This is a genomic window from Sinobaca sp. H24 (assembly GCF_023845525.1).
Window position 1 is genome coordinate 63,996 of the sequence record NZ_JALBWT010000001.1, and the last position, 15,936, is coordinate 79,931.

Below are 15,936 nucleotides of genomic sequence, written 5' to 3' on the forward strand. Positions count from 1 at the left end.
CGACTACAATGTAGATAGCAATTGTTTGTTGAAAAATGTCGAAAAGCTAACACATTACTGGATATTTCTGCCTTTAACATGCCGGCTGTACGCAGACAAACGAAAAGCCCCGTGCGGTTGCACGAGGCTTTTTCTATAGTACTTATTCCACAAGGGCAACTAATTCCGGCGTAATATCAAAAGAAACGACAGAGCCGGGTTCAATATCTGTTTCCACAGGCGCATAAATGCTCATCGCTTCTTCAGTGGACCCATTTAGACGAACCGTAAGCTCCTGGAATTCGCCGCCGTACGTGACGGTCTCTACCACTCCATTGTAACGGCCTTCTTCAGAAAGTCGGCATCCTTCCGGACGGATCGAGATTTTTACGTTTTCTATCATTTCCTCTGAATGAGAAGCCAGGCACACTTTTCCAATGTGGGTATCTACATGCTTCAGATCCTGACACATGGTACCGGCCATTAGATTGGTTTTACCGACAAATTGCGCGACAAAACAGTTTTTCGGACAGCGGTACATTTCTTTAGGGGAAGCGATCTGCTGTACCTCTCCCTCTTTCATAACCACAATCCGGTCCGATACAGCGAACGCATCTTTTTGGTCATGGGTTACGATAATAGCTGTCGTACCGGTCTCCCGCAGAATACGTGTTACGTCATATCTCATTTTTTCACGCAGCCCGGCATCCAGGTTACTGAATGGTTCGTCCATTAAAATAAGATTAGGCTTTGGAGCCAGCGCCCTGGCTAATGCCACACGCTGCTGCTGCCCGCCTGAGAGCTCATTCGGGTACCTGTTTCCGTAAGAAGCCAGTCCGACCAGATCAAGCACCTCATCGGCACGCTTTCTTTTTTCCCGTGTTTTCCATTGATTCAATCCAAACATCACATTCTTCTTTATCGTCAGGTGCGGAAACAGAGCGTAGTCCTGAAACACCATGCCGATATTTCTTTTTTCCGGAGCGACCGCCTTTTCCCCGGAGGAAATCATTCTCCCATCCAGTTCAATCGTTCCTTCCGATGGCTGCTCAAATCCGGCAATCATCCGGAGCGTTGTCGTTTTCCCACATCCACTCGGTCCAAGAAGAGAAATGATTTCACCCTTTTCAATGTTAAGGGAAACGCTATGTACAGCAGGTATCTCTGTATTTTTATGATAAAGCTTTGTAATATCTTTCAGATGTAAAAAACTCAACGTTTACCCTCCTGAGTCTGCTTCCGCCGTTTAGACACCGGCAGTTGAGAATGATTTTCATTATTCAGTAAAGTATAGCACGGTCAAAAACCGCCGGTCAACTAAGGGAAACACAAAAAAACTGTTCCGGAATATTTCCGGAACAGCCTTTATCTATTTTTTAGTTAAAGAAGTAATGATCGTTCAAGCCTCTGCCTTCGTTGTACTCGCTGAGCATACGATCCGCCTGTGTTTTAGAGTTATGATACATAGTTTCAAGAACGTTCATAAAGAAGTTTTTCAATTCATGCGCCTTCTTTCGTTTAAGATTTAACCTTATTATGCGCCTTATCCAGAGGGTTTGACAAAGCCGTCCCGGACTCAGGAAAACGGAAACATTCCTCATGAAAACGGTAATAAAGCATCTATATCTTCATTTTTTCCTTATTTCTTAGTTTTTCTCTATTTTTCGTTATTTCATCATGTATTCATCCGATACGACACCACTTTGACATATATCCAAATAAAAAAAGACCATATTTTCATATAGTCTTTTCTGCATTTTTTTCCTATACGTTTTATTAACGAAGAGATGCCATGAATTTTTTATCAATTCTATTCTTCATCTTCCATGCTGCAGTACCTTTGAGATGAAAATGCCCTCTTATAAGAAGACCTTTTTTGCACCGATAGACAAGATAGCCATGTATTTTTTTCTGTGGCGTAAATGTCTGTACTTCGGTCCCCTGAAAAAAGCCGTAATGTTATCTTTCAGTATAGGTGCCTGCCGAATGGCGTACACACCGTTTTTAGGAAGATCAGGATACGAATCAATTGTGACGCTGGTCGCCCGCTCCAAATAAACCAGGCATTCCCGGCACCTCCATACGGACATTACACGAAGGGAACCATCTTCTGCGGTTGGAAGCAGGGATGTTTGAAACACCGGATGAGCAGCACTTCCTGTCAGCCAGAGCGCTTCATCAAAGAGTGCTCTCCGCTGTCTGTCTGCAGCGCTCCTTCCCTTTCTTCTGCGCGCCCCTCTTCTATGAGCTGCACTTTCTGTTTATGGAGAACCTGCCGTACTGTTTGCTGGATTCGTCTCGTTTCGTCCGGCATAATCCCATGGGAGGAAAATAAACGAACCGGACGGTGCCTTCTTATTATGTTTTTTTTTCTAGGCCTGGAGAGAAAGCGCCATTTCAACGCCGCCGTAGCCGCTGCCAATGACCGCAGGCCGCTCTGCAAAACGCATCCGCTCTACCGTATCAGGCACCTCAAGCGCTGGTTTGAGAACGTGAGCTCCAGGACCGGCAGAAGCACCCGCCGTTTTAGCACCGATGTTAATGGAGGCCGCATCAAAATACAGGATATCCCCCCGATCCGTCTGCACCTGTTTTTTGCGGTAATCAATCTTTACCGCAGCGCCTTCCAGGAAAGACCCTCCGTGCCTGCGGCAGAAGGGCCCCAGCTCCACGCGGACATCTTCTTTTTCGTAGAGACCCTCCATTAAACCGGAAAACATCCCGGAATAATAATGATACGGCCCCGGTGAAAGCAGGATCCATTCGGTGTCTTTTTTATCTGCGTCGCTCCAGTCACGTATCATCGTTAAATGAGCGTGGCCGGCCCCAACAAGCAGAAGTCGTTTTGGCATATGACTGACTTCCTTTCTTTTACCGGAACCTCTGCACATATTTCTTAAGCAGCTTTGTTACGCTGCTGTCAAAAAGCTTTTCCCGCCAGTAAAGGTCGGCCGCCTTTTTTATTATTTCTCCTCGTGATGGATATGGATAAACAATGCTTGAAAAGGAACGAAGGGGCTTTTTCCAGGCTTTTGCTGCTACTACTTCGTGCATCCAGTCGGACGCATTTTTCCCAGCCGCATGCGCGCCTAAAATTCTGCCGCGTTTATCGGTGATAATTTTCATCAGCGGCGTTTTGTCCCGTTCTGCAATAAAACGGTCCACTTCTCCACCTGTTACTTTGTAGACGTTGATGCTGTCTCCATGCTGTTCTCTCGCCTGCTGTTCTGTCAGGCCAAGCCGGAACAGCTCCGGCTCTGTAAAAAAACCCACGGAAGCGTGCTGTAGGATACTTTACGGCGCAGACCGAACACGGCATTGGTTACGACAATCTGGCCTTCCATTCCGGCTGCGTGTGTAAACGCGTACGTTCCGGTTACATCTCCTACCGCATAGATATGCGGCGCTTTTGTCTGAAGCGTTGGTTTCACAGGAATACTTCCATCTTTTGCCGGATCAATTCCCGCTTTATCCAGCTGCAGGGAATCTGTGTTGGGACGACGTCCGGCCGCAATCAGCAGGGCGTCTGCTTTTATTTTTTCCCCACTGGATAAAACGGCGTGCGTATGACCGGAAGCATCGTCTTTTTCCAGTGCCTCGACCCGTGTATCCGGAATGAAATCCAGTTCTTCGAGCAGCGCGTTCTGCACCTGCATACCAATCTCTTCTTCTTCATTTGGAAACAGCCGTGGTGCGCTGCCGACAATGGTCACCTTTGCGCCAAGTCTCGCCAGTACCTGAGCCAGCTCAACGCCAACCGGCCCGCCACCCACGCAGACGATATGGCCGGGGAGCTCCTCCGCGTCAAAAATCGTTTCATTCGTAAAATAGGGAAGCGCCTCTATATTATCGATTGGAGGAATAATTGCTTTTGAGCCGGTGGCAATTACAATCCGCTTTCCTTCCAACTCTTCCCCATCCCCAAGCTTTACGGTGTGGGGACCAGTGAATACAGCCTCCTTTAAATAAACATCCACACCCATCTCTTCAAAGCGCGACACGTCATCCATTATTTGAATATCATCTATTGCCTCATGCACTCTTTTGTTCACCCGGGCAAGTGAGACTTCGCCGGATATCATTAGGTTATGCTGTTCGGCGGCCTGTCTTGCCTGATGAATTTCTTTGCCGACTGTAATAAATGCTTTGGATGGGACACACCCGGCGTGAAGACAGTCCCCGCCCAGCTGACTCTTTTTTTCAATTAACGCTACGGAAGCTCCGAACTGCGCAGCACCTGATGCTGCTGTTAAACCGCCGGAACCGCCTCCAATAATGATAAGATCATATGTTTTCATTCTGCCGGCTCCTTTAATATTTTTTTAGCTTCCAGTAAACGCTGGATGCCTGTGAACACTTCTAACAAATAGAAACAACAGCGTGGAATAAAGCAGAATCGAAGGAACAGGATCATGATCGTAATAGGATAAACCTTCTGTTCTCTCTGCCAGACCTGCCTGATAATAAAAGGATTTAATTCCTTTCTGTTCTGAAACGGTCCCAACCGTCAGAAACACGGTCATGGAAAAAATAATCGACACGCTCAAAAGCAGAAACAGCCACATTAAATCCGGAAATAAAAAAGCCAGCCCCAGGAGCACGCTGATTTCAACGAGCCGGTCAAACGCGACATCCATTACGGTGCCAAAGGCTGATGGCTTCGTTTTACGGGCCATCGATCCGTCCACGGCATCAAGAAAACCGGAGATCCAAAGCAGAAGCACGGCCGCAGGTCCAAACCCCAAATATACAAGCGGTCCGGCAGTCACACCGATAATAAAAGAAGCGACGGTTACCTGATTGGCCGTTAGATTTCTGCGCAGAAAAAAATCTGCTGCATGGCCAATAACAGGCTGTACATATTTTCTGGCATGCGTATCAAGCATTAGTTATCATCCTCATCTGCGGATGCTTTATTGATAATATCTCTTCCTACTCTTACCCTTTTTAATAAATAAACAAAAGCGGCAATCGCCAGAAATACACTGGCCGCTATAATAATCTGAGTAAAATCTCCGCTCACCAGTCCCGATCCGAGCAGGCTGTACCCGAGCGCTCCGGGAAAAATTCCAATAAGCGTAGCCGCAGCATATGCCCGGAAGCGAATCGTCGATAGTCCGCATATATAACTGACCAGATCGAAGTTCAACACAGGAATCAGCCTCATAATGAGCGCATACAAAAATCCATTTTCATTCAGCTGGGTCTGAAAAACAGCGGCTTTCCCCTTCCATTTGCTGCCAATCACTTTTCCTCCAAGAAGCCGGGCAATATAAAAGGAAAGAACAGCACCTCCCATTGCACCAATCATAATGTAGAGAACACCTTCCGCCGGCCCGAAGGCCAGCCCTCCGGCCAGTGAAAAGACAGAGGCCGGAAAGAAAACGAGCGAGCGCAGCGTATAAAGAACAATATAAATAACAGGTGCCATCCATCCATAGGCATCTATCGCCTGTTCGATGTCACCGGGCCGAATATTGAACACCTGCAGATTCAAATAGATCAGAACCGCAGCGGCCGCCGCCACTCCTGCAAACAGAAGTATCTTTTTATAGGTCATGTTTCCTCTCCTTCTCCCCCAATTCCCGGCGTATCTTCTGAAAAAAGCAAAGAACGAACGGGAGCATAGAGAGTCACTTCCTCCCCGGGAACGGCTGAATGGTGTTCATTCCGTAAAGCGATCACGACCTTTTCTTCTTTCAAATAATAATTATAAAACCGCAGTCCATAGGCCTGTCTTTCTTCCTGAAGGATAGCGCGGAACGTCCGGCATGCTTCTGCCGGCGCCTCAGTCTTTACAGCAGCAAGCGGCACGAATTCTCCTTTTTGTGTGAAAAAACCTTCCGACGCAAGAGAGGCAGCAATCGGGTGGATCGGCCGCCGGTATAATTCTTCCGGCAGACCGGACTGCAGAATTTTCCCTTCTCCGAGCACGGCCATTTTGTCCCCCATCTGTTCAGCTTCCTCCCGATCGTGTGTCACAAACAGCGCCGTCACACCTTCTTCTTTCAATACTTCTTTTACCCACAGCCTCATCGAGCGCCGGAGCTCGGAATCAAGGTGGGAAAGTGGTTCATCCATTAACAGCAGCCTTGGCTTCACAATCAAAGCCCGGGCAAGCGATATTCGCTGTTGCTCTCCTCCCGAACATTCTGCAGGGAATTTCTTCCCAAATCCGGCAAGCCCTACTTTTTCCAAAAACAGTTCCGCTTCCTGTCTGCGCTGTTTTGCCGGCACTTTTTTTACTTTTAACCCATAAGCGGTATTATCGGCTGCATTCATATGCGGAAAAAGCAGCGGTTTCTGAAACATCATCACAACCGGGCGATTTTCTGCCGGCCTGCCTTTGACGTTCTCTCCGTTAATAAAAATATCTCCCGCATCTTCTTTTAAAATTCCGGCAATGGTCCGAAGCAGAGTTGTTTTCCCTGTGCCTGACCTTCCGAGAATGCTCATCGTTTCGCCTTGTTCAAGCTCAATATCAATCTCATTTAACACAATATCGTTTTGATACTGTTTTGTTAAAGACCGAATCTCTAAATATGCCAAATCGTCACCTGCCTTATCTTCGCTCAGCCGTAGTAAATACTATTCGAAGCAGCGCTTCCGCCAGTAGAATCACTACGAGGGGAAGCAGCGCAAATAGAATGGACAATGCGCTTACGACCGCTTCATTTGCTGAATTGGAGTATGGAAAATATAAAAAGAGACAGCATAGGTACTGTACCTCCTCCGATAATCACCGGCAGAATATACTGACCTGCTGTTATGACAACCGTTAAAAAAACGGCCGAACGCAGGCTTGGCATCATCTGCGGCAGCTGTACAAACAGCAAAGCCTGCATCGAACTGCTTCCAAGCGATTTCGCCTGCTCTTCTGATTCCTGTCCGAGCCTTTCAAATCCGGCACGAACGACACGGATGGTATAGGGAAGCGTTGGAATAAACAGCACCAGAGCTGTGCCAAGCCACGTATCTGCAAGGCCTGCACGGATAAACGTAAAGTGAATCCCCATCGCCACAGCCGTCATCGGAATTAGAATAGGTAAAAACAGAAGATTATCAAGCCACAGCTTTCCTTTAAAGTGCTGATAAGCAAGCAGTTTCGCAGCAGGAATACCTAGAAGCAGATTCCCCGCTGTGACAAACAGCGTTATCATAACCGTTACAATCATTGACTGCCTTAATGCCGGATCACTGAAGGCTGTCTGCCAGGCCTGTATCGACACAGCGGAGGGGAATAATTCTCCCCAGCCCCATCCGGGGGCTATACTCTGTAAAAGCAGCAGCAGCAAAGGCAGAACGCTGAATATGAGCAGAAATACACCTATTATTAATTTATGCTTCATATCAAGCCCCGCCCCCTAAACGACTGCGCAGCTTACGAACATACCATAAGACGAGCCCTGCGGCCGTCAAAATAGTTCCCGTAAGAAGTGTCATCGCAGCCAGTGCTTCCGGCCGCCTGCTCCAATCACCGCTGTAAAACCATTCATAGGTAAGCACAGCGCCCATTTGCGGAGAAGAAGCACCAATCAAATAGGGCACTTCAAACGCGCCAAATACAAAACAAAAAATAATCAGTCCGGTTTCAAGTGCTCCCGGCTTCAGAAACGCCCATTCTATATCTTTAAATCGCTGCAGCGGTCCTGCACCAAGTGCTGCCGCCGCATGAGCGAATTCTTTATTCATTTCCTGATATACCGGGAGCATCATGAGAACAACAAACGGAATTTCCTTCCAAACATACGTAAGAATCAGCCCGATGCCCCGGGAGTCATTGGTCAGAATAGGAAAATCAGCTATTGTCTCAATCCATCCGATCGAAGCTGCTGCTGTGGAAAGCCAGCCGCTCTGCGAAAAAATCAGTATAACGAGATAGGCTCCGACAAAATGAGGAAATACCATCGGAATCCATATAAGGAAACGGCTGTATCGATCCTCCAGGTAGTGATACAGGCCTCTTGCAATAAAAATTCCCAGGATAAGCGAAATAATCGTGGAAATGCCGGCTATATAAACACTGAAAAAGGCAGAGGACCAAAAGCGGCTGTTATCCGCTAACGCTTGATAAACAGACAGGCTCCACTGCCCCCCGTCTCCTTCCAGGCTTCCGACCAGCACCTGCAGCAGGGCATACCAAACCGAACCTACAAGCAGCAGCAGAACCGGCAGAAGCCACAACAGTCCGGCTCTATTATGGCTGAACAACTTCATCGTTCCATTTCTCTTCCAGCCATCCTACATAATCGGCATCCAGCTCTGGAAGATAGGCCTCATCGAGCTCTTCCTGAGAAGGAACGCTGTCTCCTCTGTCCACAGCTTCCATAGCAGTGCGGTCTTCTTCTGTCAGGCGCTGCGGGTCAAGAACAGAACTCTCCCCCACCCGTCAGGATTCATTTTTTCAATCTGCGCTTCCGGAGAAAGCAGAAAGTCCATCACGACCATTGCTCCAGCCGGATTACCTGCGTTAAAAGGCATGGTAAGAAAATGCGTATTGCCGATAGACCCGCTATCGAGCATAAATGTATCGGTCGTTTCCGGGAAAGTCCCATCCCGAATCAAGCTTTCCGCCCTTGCTTCGTTATATCCCATCGTCATACTTACTTCACCGCGGCTGTAAAGCCGATCGAGCTCTTCAACGCTGGCCGGATACGTCTGGCCTTCTCTCCATAGGCTGCTTTCCCATTCATTTAAATAGTCCCACATCGGCCCGGTGTCTGCTTCAAGTGCTTCTTCATTAAAAGCTTCAGAAGCAAACGCTGGATCGTTTTCGTACTGGTCATACAACAGCTGCCTTAGAAAAGCATTTCCCGTAAAATCAGCAGCCTCCGGATACGTGAACTCTCCAGGGTTATCGGCAGCCCATTGGTTCAGCTCTTCCCAGGTAGCTGGAGGCTGATCGACTTTTTCCGTGTCATATATAAAAGTAAACTGCACCTTACCGAGCGGCGATTCCATTCCCTCTGTCGGCGTACCAAAATCAAGCGTCGTTTCCGGAGAATCTGCGTCTATGTAGTCATTGAAATGAGGCAGCTTTTCCGTAAATGATCCGAGCAGCAGTTCATTCTCCTTGGCACTCCGGAAGTTCTCCCCGTTCAACCACAGAATGTCCATCGTGCCCTCCTGCCCGCCGGCATCCTTTTCCGTAAGGAGCCGCTGCAGACTTTCTTCCGTATCAATCGGCACTCTTTCCAGATCAATATTGTGCTCCTCTTGAACAGCAGGGATTACATATTCGTCCATGTATTGATTTAAGCCTTCATCGCCTCCCCACATGAACATCCGTACATCCGTACCGTCCGCTTCTGCGTTTATTGATTCCCAATCCTCTTCAAGCCACGCTTCGGCTTCTTCATTTCCTCCGTTATTGCTGCATGCCGCAAGCAGACTGGTTCCTGCCAGAAAAAAGCTTAATACCGCTCTCTTTCTCATTAATATCTCCTCCTCTGCTTTCTTTAGTTTACACGTTTTATTTCCAATTATCACAAATAAAGCCCCTCCTTCTGACGGGCTATTTGCGGGTATTAAAAAAACCGCCGGAAACATTGTATCCTCCGGCGGCTGTATCATTATATTTAAATTTCTGCCTGCAGGACGACTTCGCCCTCCGGCAGCTCATTATCGGGCTGCGGTTCTCTTGTAACGGCAATAGCGTCCCAGTTCTGGCCGCTTTCCGTTAAAGCAAACACCGATCCGCCTCTGCCTTCCGCATCTGTCGTAAACGACCCGGCTGGTATTGGAGAATCTCCTTCAATCAGCCATACCTGGTATACTTCGTCTCCTTCCAGCCCGTCCAGCTCCTGAGCCTGAACAAGCAGCTCCGATTGATCACCGGCTTCTGCGAGCGTCGCGATACCCGTCCCTGCCGCTTCCTCACCAGGCTCCAGGTTTGCTGTAAGAACCGGACTTGCTGTCTGGCTCTCCTGCTGTTCCTGCATCGCAGTTTCCATTGAAGTCAGCTCTTCTTCGAGCTCCTCATTCTGCGAAGCCACCTGCTGCAGCTGGGTCGCCACAAAAACGTTGGCCCCTACAGATAACAGCAGACCCGCGGCTAGAAGACCTCCGATAAGACCGTATCGTCTATTTTTTGTTCTTCCTGTATATACTGCTTTAGGTGCACGGGTTTCTTTGTTGTCTTCTTCAAAAATCGAGCCAAGCACCCGGTCTTTCATTCCTGCAGGAGGATCGATCGGCTGCAATAACTCCGCAGGTTCTTCCATTAATTCTTCCCATTCCTGCAGTTCTTCTCTTAATTCCTGATTATGCTTCAGCTCGTGTTCAAAGACTTCTCTATCTCTATCAGAGAGCTGATTGTTTAAATAGTCAAGAATTGCATCATGTTTGTTATTCAATTTCGATCCCCCTCTCCACAGCGACCATTTCCTTAAGCTTTTTGAGCGCCAAACGGAGCCTGCCTTTTACTGTTCCAAGCGGAATGCCGCAGGCTTCAGCAATCTGGCTCTGCGACATACCCTGGAAGTAAAACAAACAGATCATCCGCTGCTGCTCATCGGGCAGCTTATGAATAACGGCCTGAAGCTCTGTCCGCTCTTCCTTATTCTCTATTTCTTCTTCTACAGAAGGCATCTGTTCATGGACAGAGTCTCTTTCTTCCCATTCGTACACTTCCATTTTCTGCTTGCGAAGATGATCTATGGAGGCATTTCTGGTGATTGTTAACAACCAGCTCGAGAATTTACCGCGGGACTCTGTGTAGGTTCCCGCACCCTTGCCTCTCCACAGCTTAAAGAATACATCCTGCATCACTTCTTCTGCAGCCTGTTTATCTTTTATCATATTATAAGAAAATGAGTACAATAGGCGTTCATAGCGGGTGTAGAGTGTCTCGAGCGCTTCTTTATCCTGCGCCCTGATTTTTTCGTACAGTTCCGCATCGGTTAATGTCGACATTTCCTGTCCCCCTCTTGATTCATAATCCTTAGCCATCTGATCAGGGGTTTGCTTTTTGTACTTGCCTAGTATACGCATGAAACCCCTGATTGGATGCTTTTTTCTTAGAAAATAGGTCTAATGGATGAAATAATCACCATATTATTTATTTCGGCAGAAACCAGCGTTTATTAAAAATAAGTACGAGAACAATAGTACCTGCTGTATAAAGAACCTGGAGAAGCGTCACCTGCGCCCCTGCGGCTGTCGTCAGGATAACAGCATGCAAAGCCATCACAAGAGCAGCGGCGCCTGCCGGCTCACGCCTTCTTGCCTTTTCTGCTACAGGGTACACTCCAAGCGGAAGCGAGTATTCATATAGTTTCGAAAAAACAGAAAGCTGACGACCGTAAAGATACACAACGGCAGCGGCTGCAATAACTTTTGCTGCTGTACTTTCAGAGTAGAACAGAAGCAGGGAACCAATACCGGTAAAAAGAAACCAGCTCTGCAGATAGCTTCCTCTTCTAATGAAGGAAAGAATACTTATGTAAAGCATTGGTTTTTTCCATGAAACAATCTTTGCGGCGACCCCTGCTTTTTTCCAAAATCGTATTTTTTCGGGCAGAAACGGAACTTCTGCAAACTGGGAAGCCGCTCTGTAGAAACGAAGACTAAGAGTGTGTTCGGCTTCCTGTACTTTCTGCCACTGAAATGGCAGCGGCTTCAACTTCCTTCTTCTATCATAAACAAATATGGCATAAAGAGCCATCATCAATACATACAACCAAAACCAATGAAAGAAAAGACTCAGAAGCGCAGCAACTGTTAAACAGGCTGGTATTGCTTTATCTTTGAATGGGGCCGGCCTGGTATGCGTATAATAATGAAAGTATGTACCTAAAATATGAAGTCCTGCTATTCCGGCAGCAGCCTCATAAAATACAGTGAAAGACTGTCCCTGCAGCGGACCGGCGTAATAATATGTACCGGTATAAACAAGACCAAGCAGAAGAAGCGGCACCTTCCGAAAAAAGGAAAAACGGCGCCCCCACCCCAACAGCTCATCCATTTTATTTTCTGCAGGCAGCAAAAACACCATATCGGCAGGCTTTACAAGCAGACGCTGATTCGTGCGCAGCAGCAGAAAAGACCATATGGCAGCAGCACTAATCTGCCAGATAGGACTATGTTCAGCTCTTTGCAGCCAGGCGCCGTAATAATAAAAGCTGATTAGAATAACAGCAATAGCGGCAACCACAAGGCCGCCGCTCATCATGTATCCTCCATATTTCATGCGTTCCTGCATGTAGGCTTCTATCCGTTTCTGCATTAATTGTGTTAAAAACATAAAAGAAGCCCCTTTTCTTTAATTAAATGACCATCATCAGTACGTAGTGAAGAAAAAACATGGAAGAAATAACGTACATAATCGGCGAAACCGAGCGGGGTTCGCCAAGTGCCAGCTTCAATAGTGGATAGGCAATAAATCCAAATGCGATTCCATCTGCAATAGAATAGGTTAATGGAATCAGTCCAATAATCAAATAGGCTGGAAGCCACTCCGACATTTCCTGAAACCGGATATGACGGATTTCCTGTACCATAAGACCGCCGACAATAATCAGTACCGGCGCCACCGCTCCGTCTGGAATAACTGTAAAACATCGGGCAAAGAAAGCAGACGCTAAAAACAGTATACCTACCGTAATAGCTGTAAGACCGGTTCTGCCCCCTTCAGCAATTCCAGAAGCACTTTCTACTGTTGGAATGGTAGGTGACGTGCCGAAAAGGCCGCTGGTAAAAGCGGACGCGGCAGAGGCCTGATAAGACTTTGGGAATTTCCGTTTATCCGGAAGCATCCCATTAAGAAGTCCCATGCTCTCAAACATCAAAATAATCATTAAAGAGAAGACCGCTGTCCAGAAAGAGAGCTGATACACCCCGCTGAAATCAGATGCACCAAGCATCTGCCCGTACCCTGTAAATTGAATACTATCGCCCTGCGGCGCATTGGTCAAACCAAATAAAAATGCGACACCCGTTGTCAGTAAGATTCCGATCAAAAAACTGCCTTTTACTTTCCTTACAAACAAAGCCATTGTAAGGACAAGACCCAGAATTGTCAGCAGCGCCTGGGGCGAAGAGATAGCCCCCATCGTTACGAACGTTTCCGAATCTGCGGTTATCAGCTGCCCCTTCTGCAGGCCGATAAATGTCAGAAAGATTCCTACTCCGACGGTGATCCCTATTTTCAGCGAGTCCGGGACAGCCCGGACCATGATGCCGGCAAGCGGTGTAATGGTTGCTATAAAAAACAGCAGCCCTGCTGCAATAACAGCAGCAAGTCCCTGCTGCCAGGTGAGACCGAACCCCTGGACTATTGTATACGTGAAAAACGCGTTAATCCCCATTCCCGGAGTAAGAATCATCGGCGCATTTCCCCAGCCGCCGATCATAAAGCATCCGGCTGCCGTTGCCAGTATCGTCGCTGCAAGAGCGTATGAATAAGGAATGCCCGCATCGGCAAGAATCGCCGGGTTAATAATTAAAATATAAGCAATCGTAAAATAGGAGGTCAGGCCGGCAAGCAGCTCCTGCTTTAACGTTGTCTGGTTTTCTTTAAAATGAAATAATCCGTTCATGTGTATCCCCAATTCCTTATAAAAGTTACAGGCGAACGTGTACCTGCAGCTTTTTTTCACAAAAAAAGCTACAGATCTTCTATTTGCTTAGAAGACCCGTAGCTTGGAGAAATGTGGCTCTCCTGTAGAAACCCTGAACCCTTATTGTCCAGATTATACGAGTATTACATCCGTTTTGTACGAGGGTTATTATATATAATCCTGCAGTATATTGCAACTTGTTTCTTCTATTTTATAAGCATCTGGAAAAATCATAAAAAAAGCACCCTCAAAGGGTGCTCAGGTGCTGCGTTCTATTCGACACGTCTTTCATTTGTATCCTGTACTTCTTCTTTTTCGTAACCGAGCTTGCCTTCGCCTTCTGAATCGATATCATCTACATTCATCTGTACTTCCACCACTTCAAGACCAGTCATGTGACGAACATTTTCCGTAATTCTTCTTTTTGCTTCGTCATACACTTTCGGGATGTTTGATCCGTATTTGATAACCACATTTAAATCGATTGCAGCCTGCTTTTCGCCTACTTCAGCAGTTACCCCTTTAGTAAGGTCTTTTCTTCCAAGTCTTTCCGTAAGACCTTCCACTGCTCCTGTACTCATCGATAGAATACCTGGGATTTCCACTACAGATAAAGCGGCGATCTTTTCAATTACACCTGCATTGTATGTCAGGTCTCTTTTGTTTTGTTCCGTTACATTTACTTGTGTTTGTTCTGCCATTGCTCTCATTCTCCTTTGTGTATAAGTTAAGTCTATGTAGATATACCCGGTTATGAATGATCCTTAACATATATTTTGAAAATATTTGTATTTTTTTTATTCCTTTTTATGAAATTTGATTAATTTTGATCTAAATAAGATAAAATCCCCATCTCTGAAAAAGATATTTTAATAAAATTTATTTATATAAATCAAATACATGTTTTTACAATTGGGTAAAAGGGGAATGCAGTAACTATTCCACCAATGAAAGGCGGTGAAGAAATATGAACGAAGATAAAAAACAGCTTCTTGATTATAGAGGAAGAATAGTCAGCATTATTATCGCATTGCTTCTTGTTGTTGTCTTTTTGTTCTGGGGCTTTGGAGAAGCTGTCGTTGTAGCTATCATTTTTGCTGTAGGGTACCTGGTTGGAAGACAGCTTGATGGACACCGGGATATTCAAGTATGGACGCAGAAAACACTGCGTTATTTTACTGAGAGAAGATAATCAGCAGAAGGAGGCGCAATCATGACGGTTGCATTACGATTTTTCTTATTTATATTTGTAGTATTAAACCTTGCGCTTGCGGGTGTTATTATTGCCGGTTTCTTTCAATGGCAGCCGGCCTTACAAATAACAGAAACCTATTGGACACAGGCGTCCTACATGTCCACGGATTGGTGGATCGGATTAGCGGCAGCAGCAGTCTGGGCCCTTATAAGCTTATTATTTCTTCTGCCCGCCTTGAAACCTAAAAAGAAACCTAAGGAGAAATTTGTCAGTTCTTCTTTATCCAGCGGAAAAATAAATATTCCTTTCCATACTATAGAAAATATTGCATACCGAAGCGCGGTCACGCGCCAGGGTGTTACCGATGTTCACGTCACCTGCACCAGACAGCAGGAAAACCAGGTTGCACTTCACCTGAAAGTAACGCCTAATGAAAGAACCCCTGTTCAATCTCTTTCTTCTGATATACAGGAAGTAGTAAAAAAGGATGTAGAACGTATTGCGGAAGTAGATGTTTCCAGCGTGGATGTCTCCCTCAGCAAGCGTACTGCAGGAGAACAGGGACAGCAGGCAAGAGTTCAATAACCAGGGCTCTTATGAGAAAGGAGGGTACACTTTGTCATTTTTCCTACGATTACTACTCATCATTCTAGCCATTGTTAATATGGCTGCCGCCGTCCTTACGATCGGTGCCATATTTGGCCTTGCATCCGGCCAGTGGATTACAAGCTTTGTAGTGGATGCGGATTTCTCTTCTACACCGGGAACAATCGCACTTATTACAGCTGTAGCATGGCTGCTATTTAGTATTATCGCCCTGATTGCGGCGGTTAAATTTAAAAAGAAACGCTCCGGTGAGCGTATTGATATGACGATGCCGACAGGCAAAATCAGTGTGTCAATGAAAACATTCAAGAAAATCGCCTATCATAATGCAATAGCTGAGCCAGGTGTGCTGGACGTTAAAATGACCGGCTACCATTCCCCAACGGATGAAGCTGTTTATATGAAGTTAGATATTATGGTAGACGGCCAGGTTCCTCTTCAGACGCTGTCCAGAAATGTACAGCAGTCCGTAAAAGAAAGTATCGAAAAATTGACTGAAGTACGCGTAAGTGATATCAACATCAGCATCTCGGATCAAATTTCCACCGGGCCGATGGAAGAAGCTCGCGTGCAATAATACAAATTCCATTATGTGAG

Annotated in this window: 21 protein-coding genes and 1 riboswitch; of the genes, 3 read left to right on the plus strand and 18 right to left on the minus strand. The window is 46.4% G+C overall.

All coding sequences use genetic code 11. From position 1 onward, the window contains the following. Positions 1 to 142: 142 nt before the first annotated feature. The 18 genes from MMY81_RS00395 to MMY81_RS00475 form a co-directional block, all read right to left on the minus strand. Positions 143 to 1,195, minus strand: a complete 1,053-nt coding sequence (locus tag MMY81_RS00395) for an ABC transporter ATP-binding protein (RefSeq protein ID WP_252311175.1) — start codon at positions 1,193 to 1,195, stop codon at positions 143 to 145. A gap of 160 nt (positions 1,196 to 1,355) precedes the next feature. Continuing rightward, positions 1,356 to 1,478 carry a hypothetical protein gene (locus MMY81_RS33220; protein WP_256497835.1) on the minus strand — a complete coding sequence of 41 codons (123 nt, stop codon included), beginning with the start codon at positions 1,476 to 1,478 and terminating at the stop codon, positions 1,356 to 1,358. A 360-nt stretch (positions 1,479 to 1,838) separates the two neighbouring features. Then, a complete protein-coding gene (locus MMY81_RS00400) occupies positions 1,839 to 2,120 on the minus strand; it encodes a hypothetical protein (RefSeq protein ID WP_252311176.1) in 282 nt (93 codons plus the stop codon). A gap of 231 nt (positions 2,121 to 2,351) precedes the next feature. Beyond that, positions 2,352 to 2,831 carry an FAD-dependent oxidoreductase gene (locus MMY81_RS00405; protein ID WP_252311177.1) on the minus strand — a complete coding sequence of 160 codons (480 nt, stop codon included), beginning with the start codon at positions 2,829 to 2,831 and terminating at the stop codon, positions 2,352 to 2,354. Positions 2,832 to 2,850: 19 nt separating this feature from the next. Beyond that, on the minus strand, positions 2,851 to 3,252 hold the full coding sequence (locus MMY81_RS00410; RefSeq protein ID WP_252311178.1) for a hypothetical protein: 402 nt from the start codon (positions 3,250 to 3,252) through the stop codon (positions 2,851 to 2,853). After that, on the minus strand, positions 3,210 to 4,277 hold the full coding sequence (locus tag MMY81_RS00415; protein ID WP_252311179.1) for a dihydrolipoyl dehydrogenase family protein: 1,068 nt from the start codon (positions 4,275 to 4,277) through the stop codon (positions 3,210 to 3,212). The genes MMY81_RS00410 and MMY81_RS00415 overlap by 43 nt, the downstream gene beginning before the upstream one ends. A gap of 24 nt (positions 4,278 to 4,301) precedes the next feature. After that, positions 4,302 to 4,865 (minus strand): CDP-alcohol phosphatidyltransferase family protein, encoded by a 564-nt coding sequence (locus MMY81_RS00420; protein WP_308215156.1) that lies wholly within the window; start codon positions 4,863 to 4,865, stop codon positions 4,302 to 4,304. Beyond that, positions 4,865 to 5,539, minus strand: a complete 675-nt coding sequence (locus MMY81_RS00425; RefSeq protein ID WP_252311180.1) for a TVP38/TMEM64 family protein — start codon at positions 5,537 to 5,539, stop codon at positions 4,865 to 4,867. The genes MMY81_RS00420 and MMY81_RS00425 overlap by 1 nt, the downstream gene beginning before the upstream one ends. Continuing rightward, the gene (locus tag MMY81_RS00430; protein ID WP_252311181.1) at positions 5,536 to 6,528 is read right to left on the minus strand and encodes an ABC transporter ATP-binding protein; all 993 of its coding nucleotides are present in this window, start codon (positions 6,526 to 6,528) and stop codon (positions 5,536 to 5,538) included. Before MMY81_RS00430 ends, MMY81_RS00425 begins: the two co-directional genes overlap by 4 nt. A 122-nt stretch (positions 6,529 to 6,650) precedes the next feature. After that, positions 6,651 to 7,328 (minus strand): ABC transporter permease, encoded by a 678-nt coding sequence (locus tag MMY81_RS00435; protein WP_252311182.1) that lies wholly within the window; start codon positions 7,326 to 7,328, stop codon positions 6,651 to 6,653. A gap of 1 nt (position 7,329) precedes the next feature. Next, on the minus strand, positions 7,330 to 8,196 hold the full coding sequence (locus MMY81_RS00440; RefSeq protein ID WP_252311183.1) for an ABC transporter permease: 867 nt from the start codon (positions 8,194 to 8,196) through the stop codon (positions 7,330 to 7,332). Then, on the minus strand, positions 8,177 to 8,365 hold the full coding sequence (locus MMY81_RS00445; RefSeq protein WP_252311619.1) for a hypothetical protein: 189 nt from the start codon (positions 8,363 to 8,365) through the stop codon (positions 8,177 to 8,179). The genes MMY81_RS00440 and MMY81_RS00445 overlap by 20 nt, the downstream gene beginning before the upstream one ends. After that, entirely contained in the window at positions 8,329 to 9,414 is a 1,086-nt protein-coding gene (locus MMY81_RS00450) for an ABC transporter substrate-binding protein (protein ID WP_252311184.1), read from the minus strand. Before MMY81_RS00450 ends, MMY81_RS00445 begins: the two co-directional genes overlap by 37 nt. Before the next feature lie 143 nt (positions 9,415 to 9,557). Next, positions 9,558 to 10,334, minus strand: a complete 777-nt coding sequence (locus tag MMY81_RS00455) for an anti-sigma factor (protein ID WP_252311185.1) — start codon at positions 10,332 to 10,334, stop codon at positions 9,558 to 9,560. Next, positions 10,327 to 10,893, minus strand: a complete 567-nt coding sequence (locus MMY81_RS00460; protein ID WP_252311186.1) for an RNA polymerase sigma factor — start codon at positions 10,891 to 10,893, stop codon at positions 10,327 to 10,329. Before MMY81_RS00460 ends, MMY81_RS00455 begins: the two co-directional genes overlap by 8 nt. Positions 10,894 to 11,038: 145 nt before the next feature. Next, positions 11,039 to 12,223: an ABC transporter permease gene (locus MMY81_RS00465; RefSeq protein WP_252311187.1), complete on the minus strand. Its 1,185-nt coding sequence runs from the start codon at positions 12,221 to 12,223 to the stop codon at positions 11,039 to 11,041. A gap of 22 nt (positions 12,224 to 12,245) precedes the next feature. Further along, positions 12,246 to 13,517, minus strand: a complete 1,272-nt coding sequence (locus MMY81_RS00470) for an NCS2 family permease (RefSeq protein ID WP_252311188.1) — start codon at positions 13,515 to 13,517, stop codon at positions 12,246 to 12,248. 79 nt (positions 13,518 to 13,596) lie between these two features. Beyond that, positions 13,597 to 13,698: riboswitch (purine riboswitch) on the minus strand. 112 nt (positions 13,699 to 13,810) lie between these two features. Next, positions 13,811 to 14,239 (minus strand): Asp23/Gls24 family envelope stress response protein, encoded by a 429-nt coding sequence (locus MMY81_RS00475; protein ID WP_252311189.1) that lies wholly within the window; start codon positions 14,237 to 14,239, stop codon positions 13,811 to 13,813. A gap of 266 nt (positions 14,240 to 14,505) precedes the next feature. On the opposite strand from MMY81_RS00475, the gene MMY81_RS00480 reads away from it, so the two are divergent. The 3 genes from MMY81_RS00480 to amaP (MMY81_RS00490) are packed head-to-tail and all read left to right on the plus strand — an operon-like array spanning position 14,506 to position 15,916. Then, positions 14,506 to 14,730, plus strand: coding sequence for a DUF2273 domain-containing protein (locus tag MMY81_RS00480; protein ID WP_252311190.1), 225 nt, complete (start codon positions 14,506 to 14,508; stop codon positions 14,728 to 14,730). Positions 14,731 to 14,751: 21 nt separating this feature from the next. Next, the gene (gene amaP / locus MMY81_RS00485) at positions 14,752 to 15,318 is read left to right on the plus strand and encodes an alkaline shock response membrane anchor protein AmaP (protein WP_252311191.1); all 567 of its coding nucleotides are present in this window, start codon (positions 14,752 to 14,754) and stop codon (positions 15,316 to 15,318) included. Positions 15,319 to 15,349: 31 nt separating this feature from the next. Further along, positions 15,350 to 15,916: an alkaline shock response membrane anchor protein AmaP gene (gene amaP, locus MMY81_RS00490; protein WP_252311192.1), complete on the plus strand. Its 567-nt coding sequence runs from the start codon at positions 15,350 to 15,352 to the stop codon at positions 15,914 to 15,916. Positions 15,917 to 15,936: the final 20 nt, after the last annotated feature.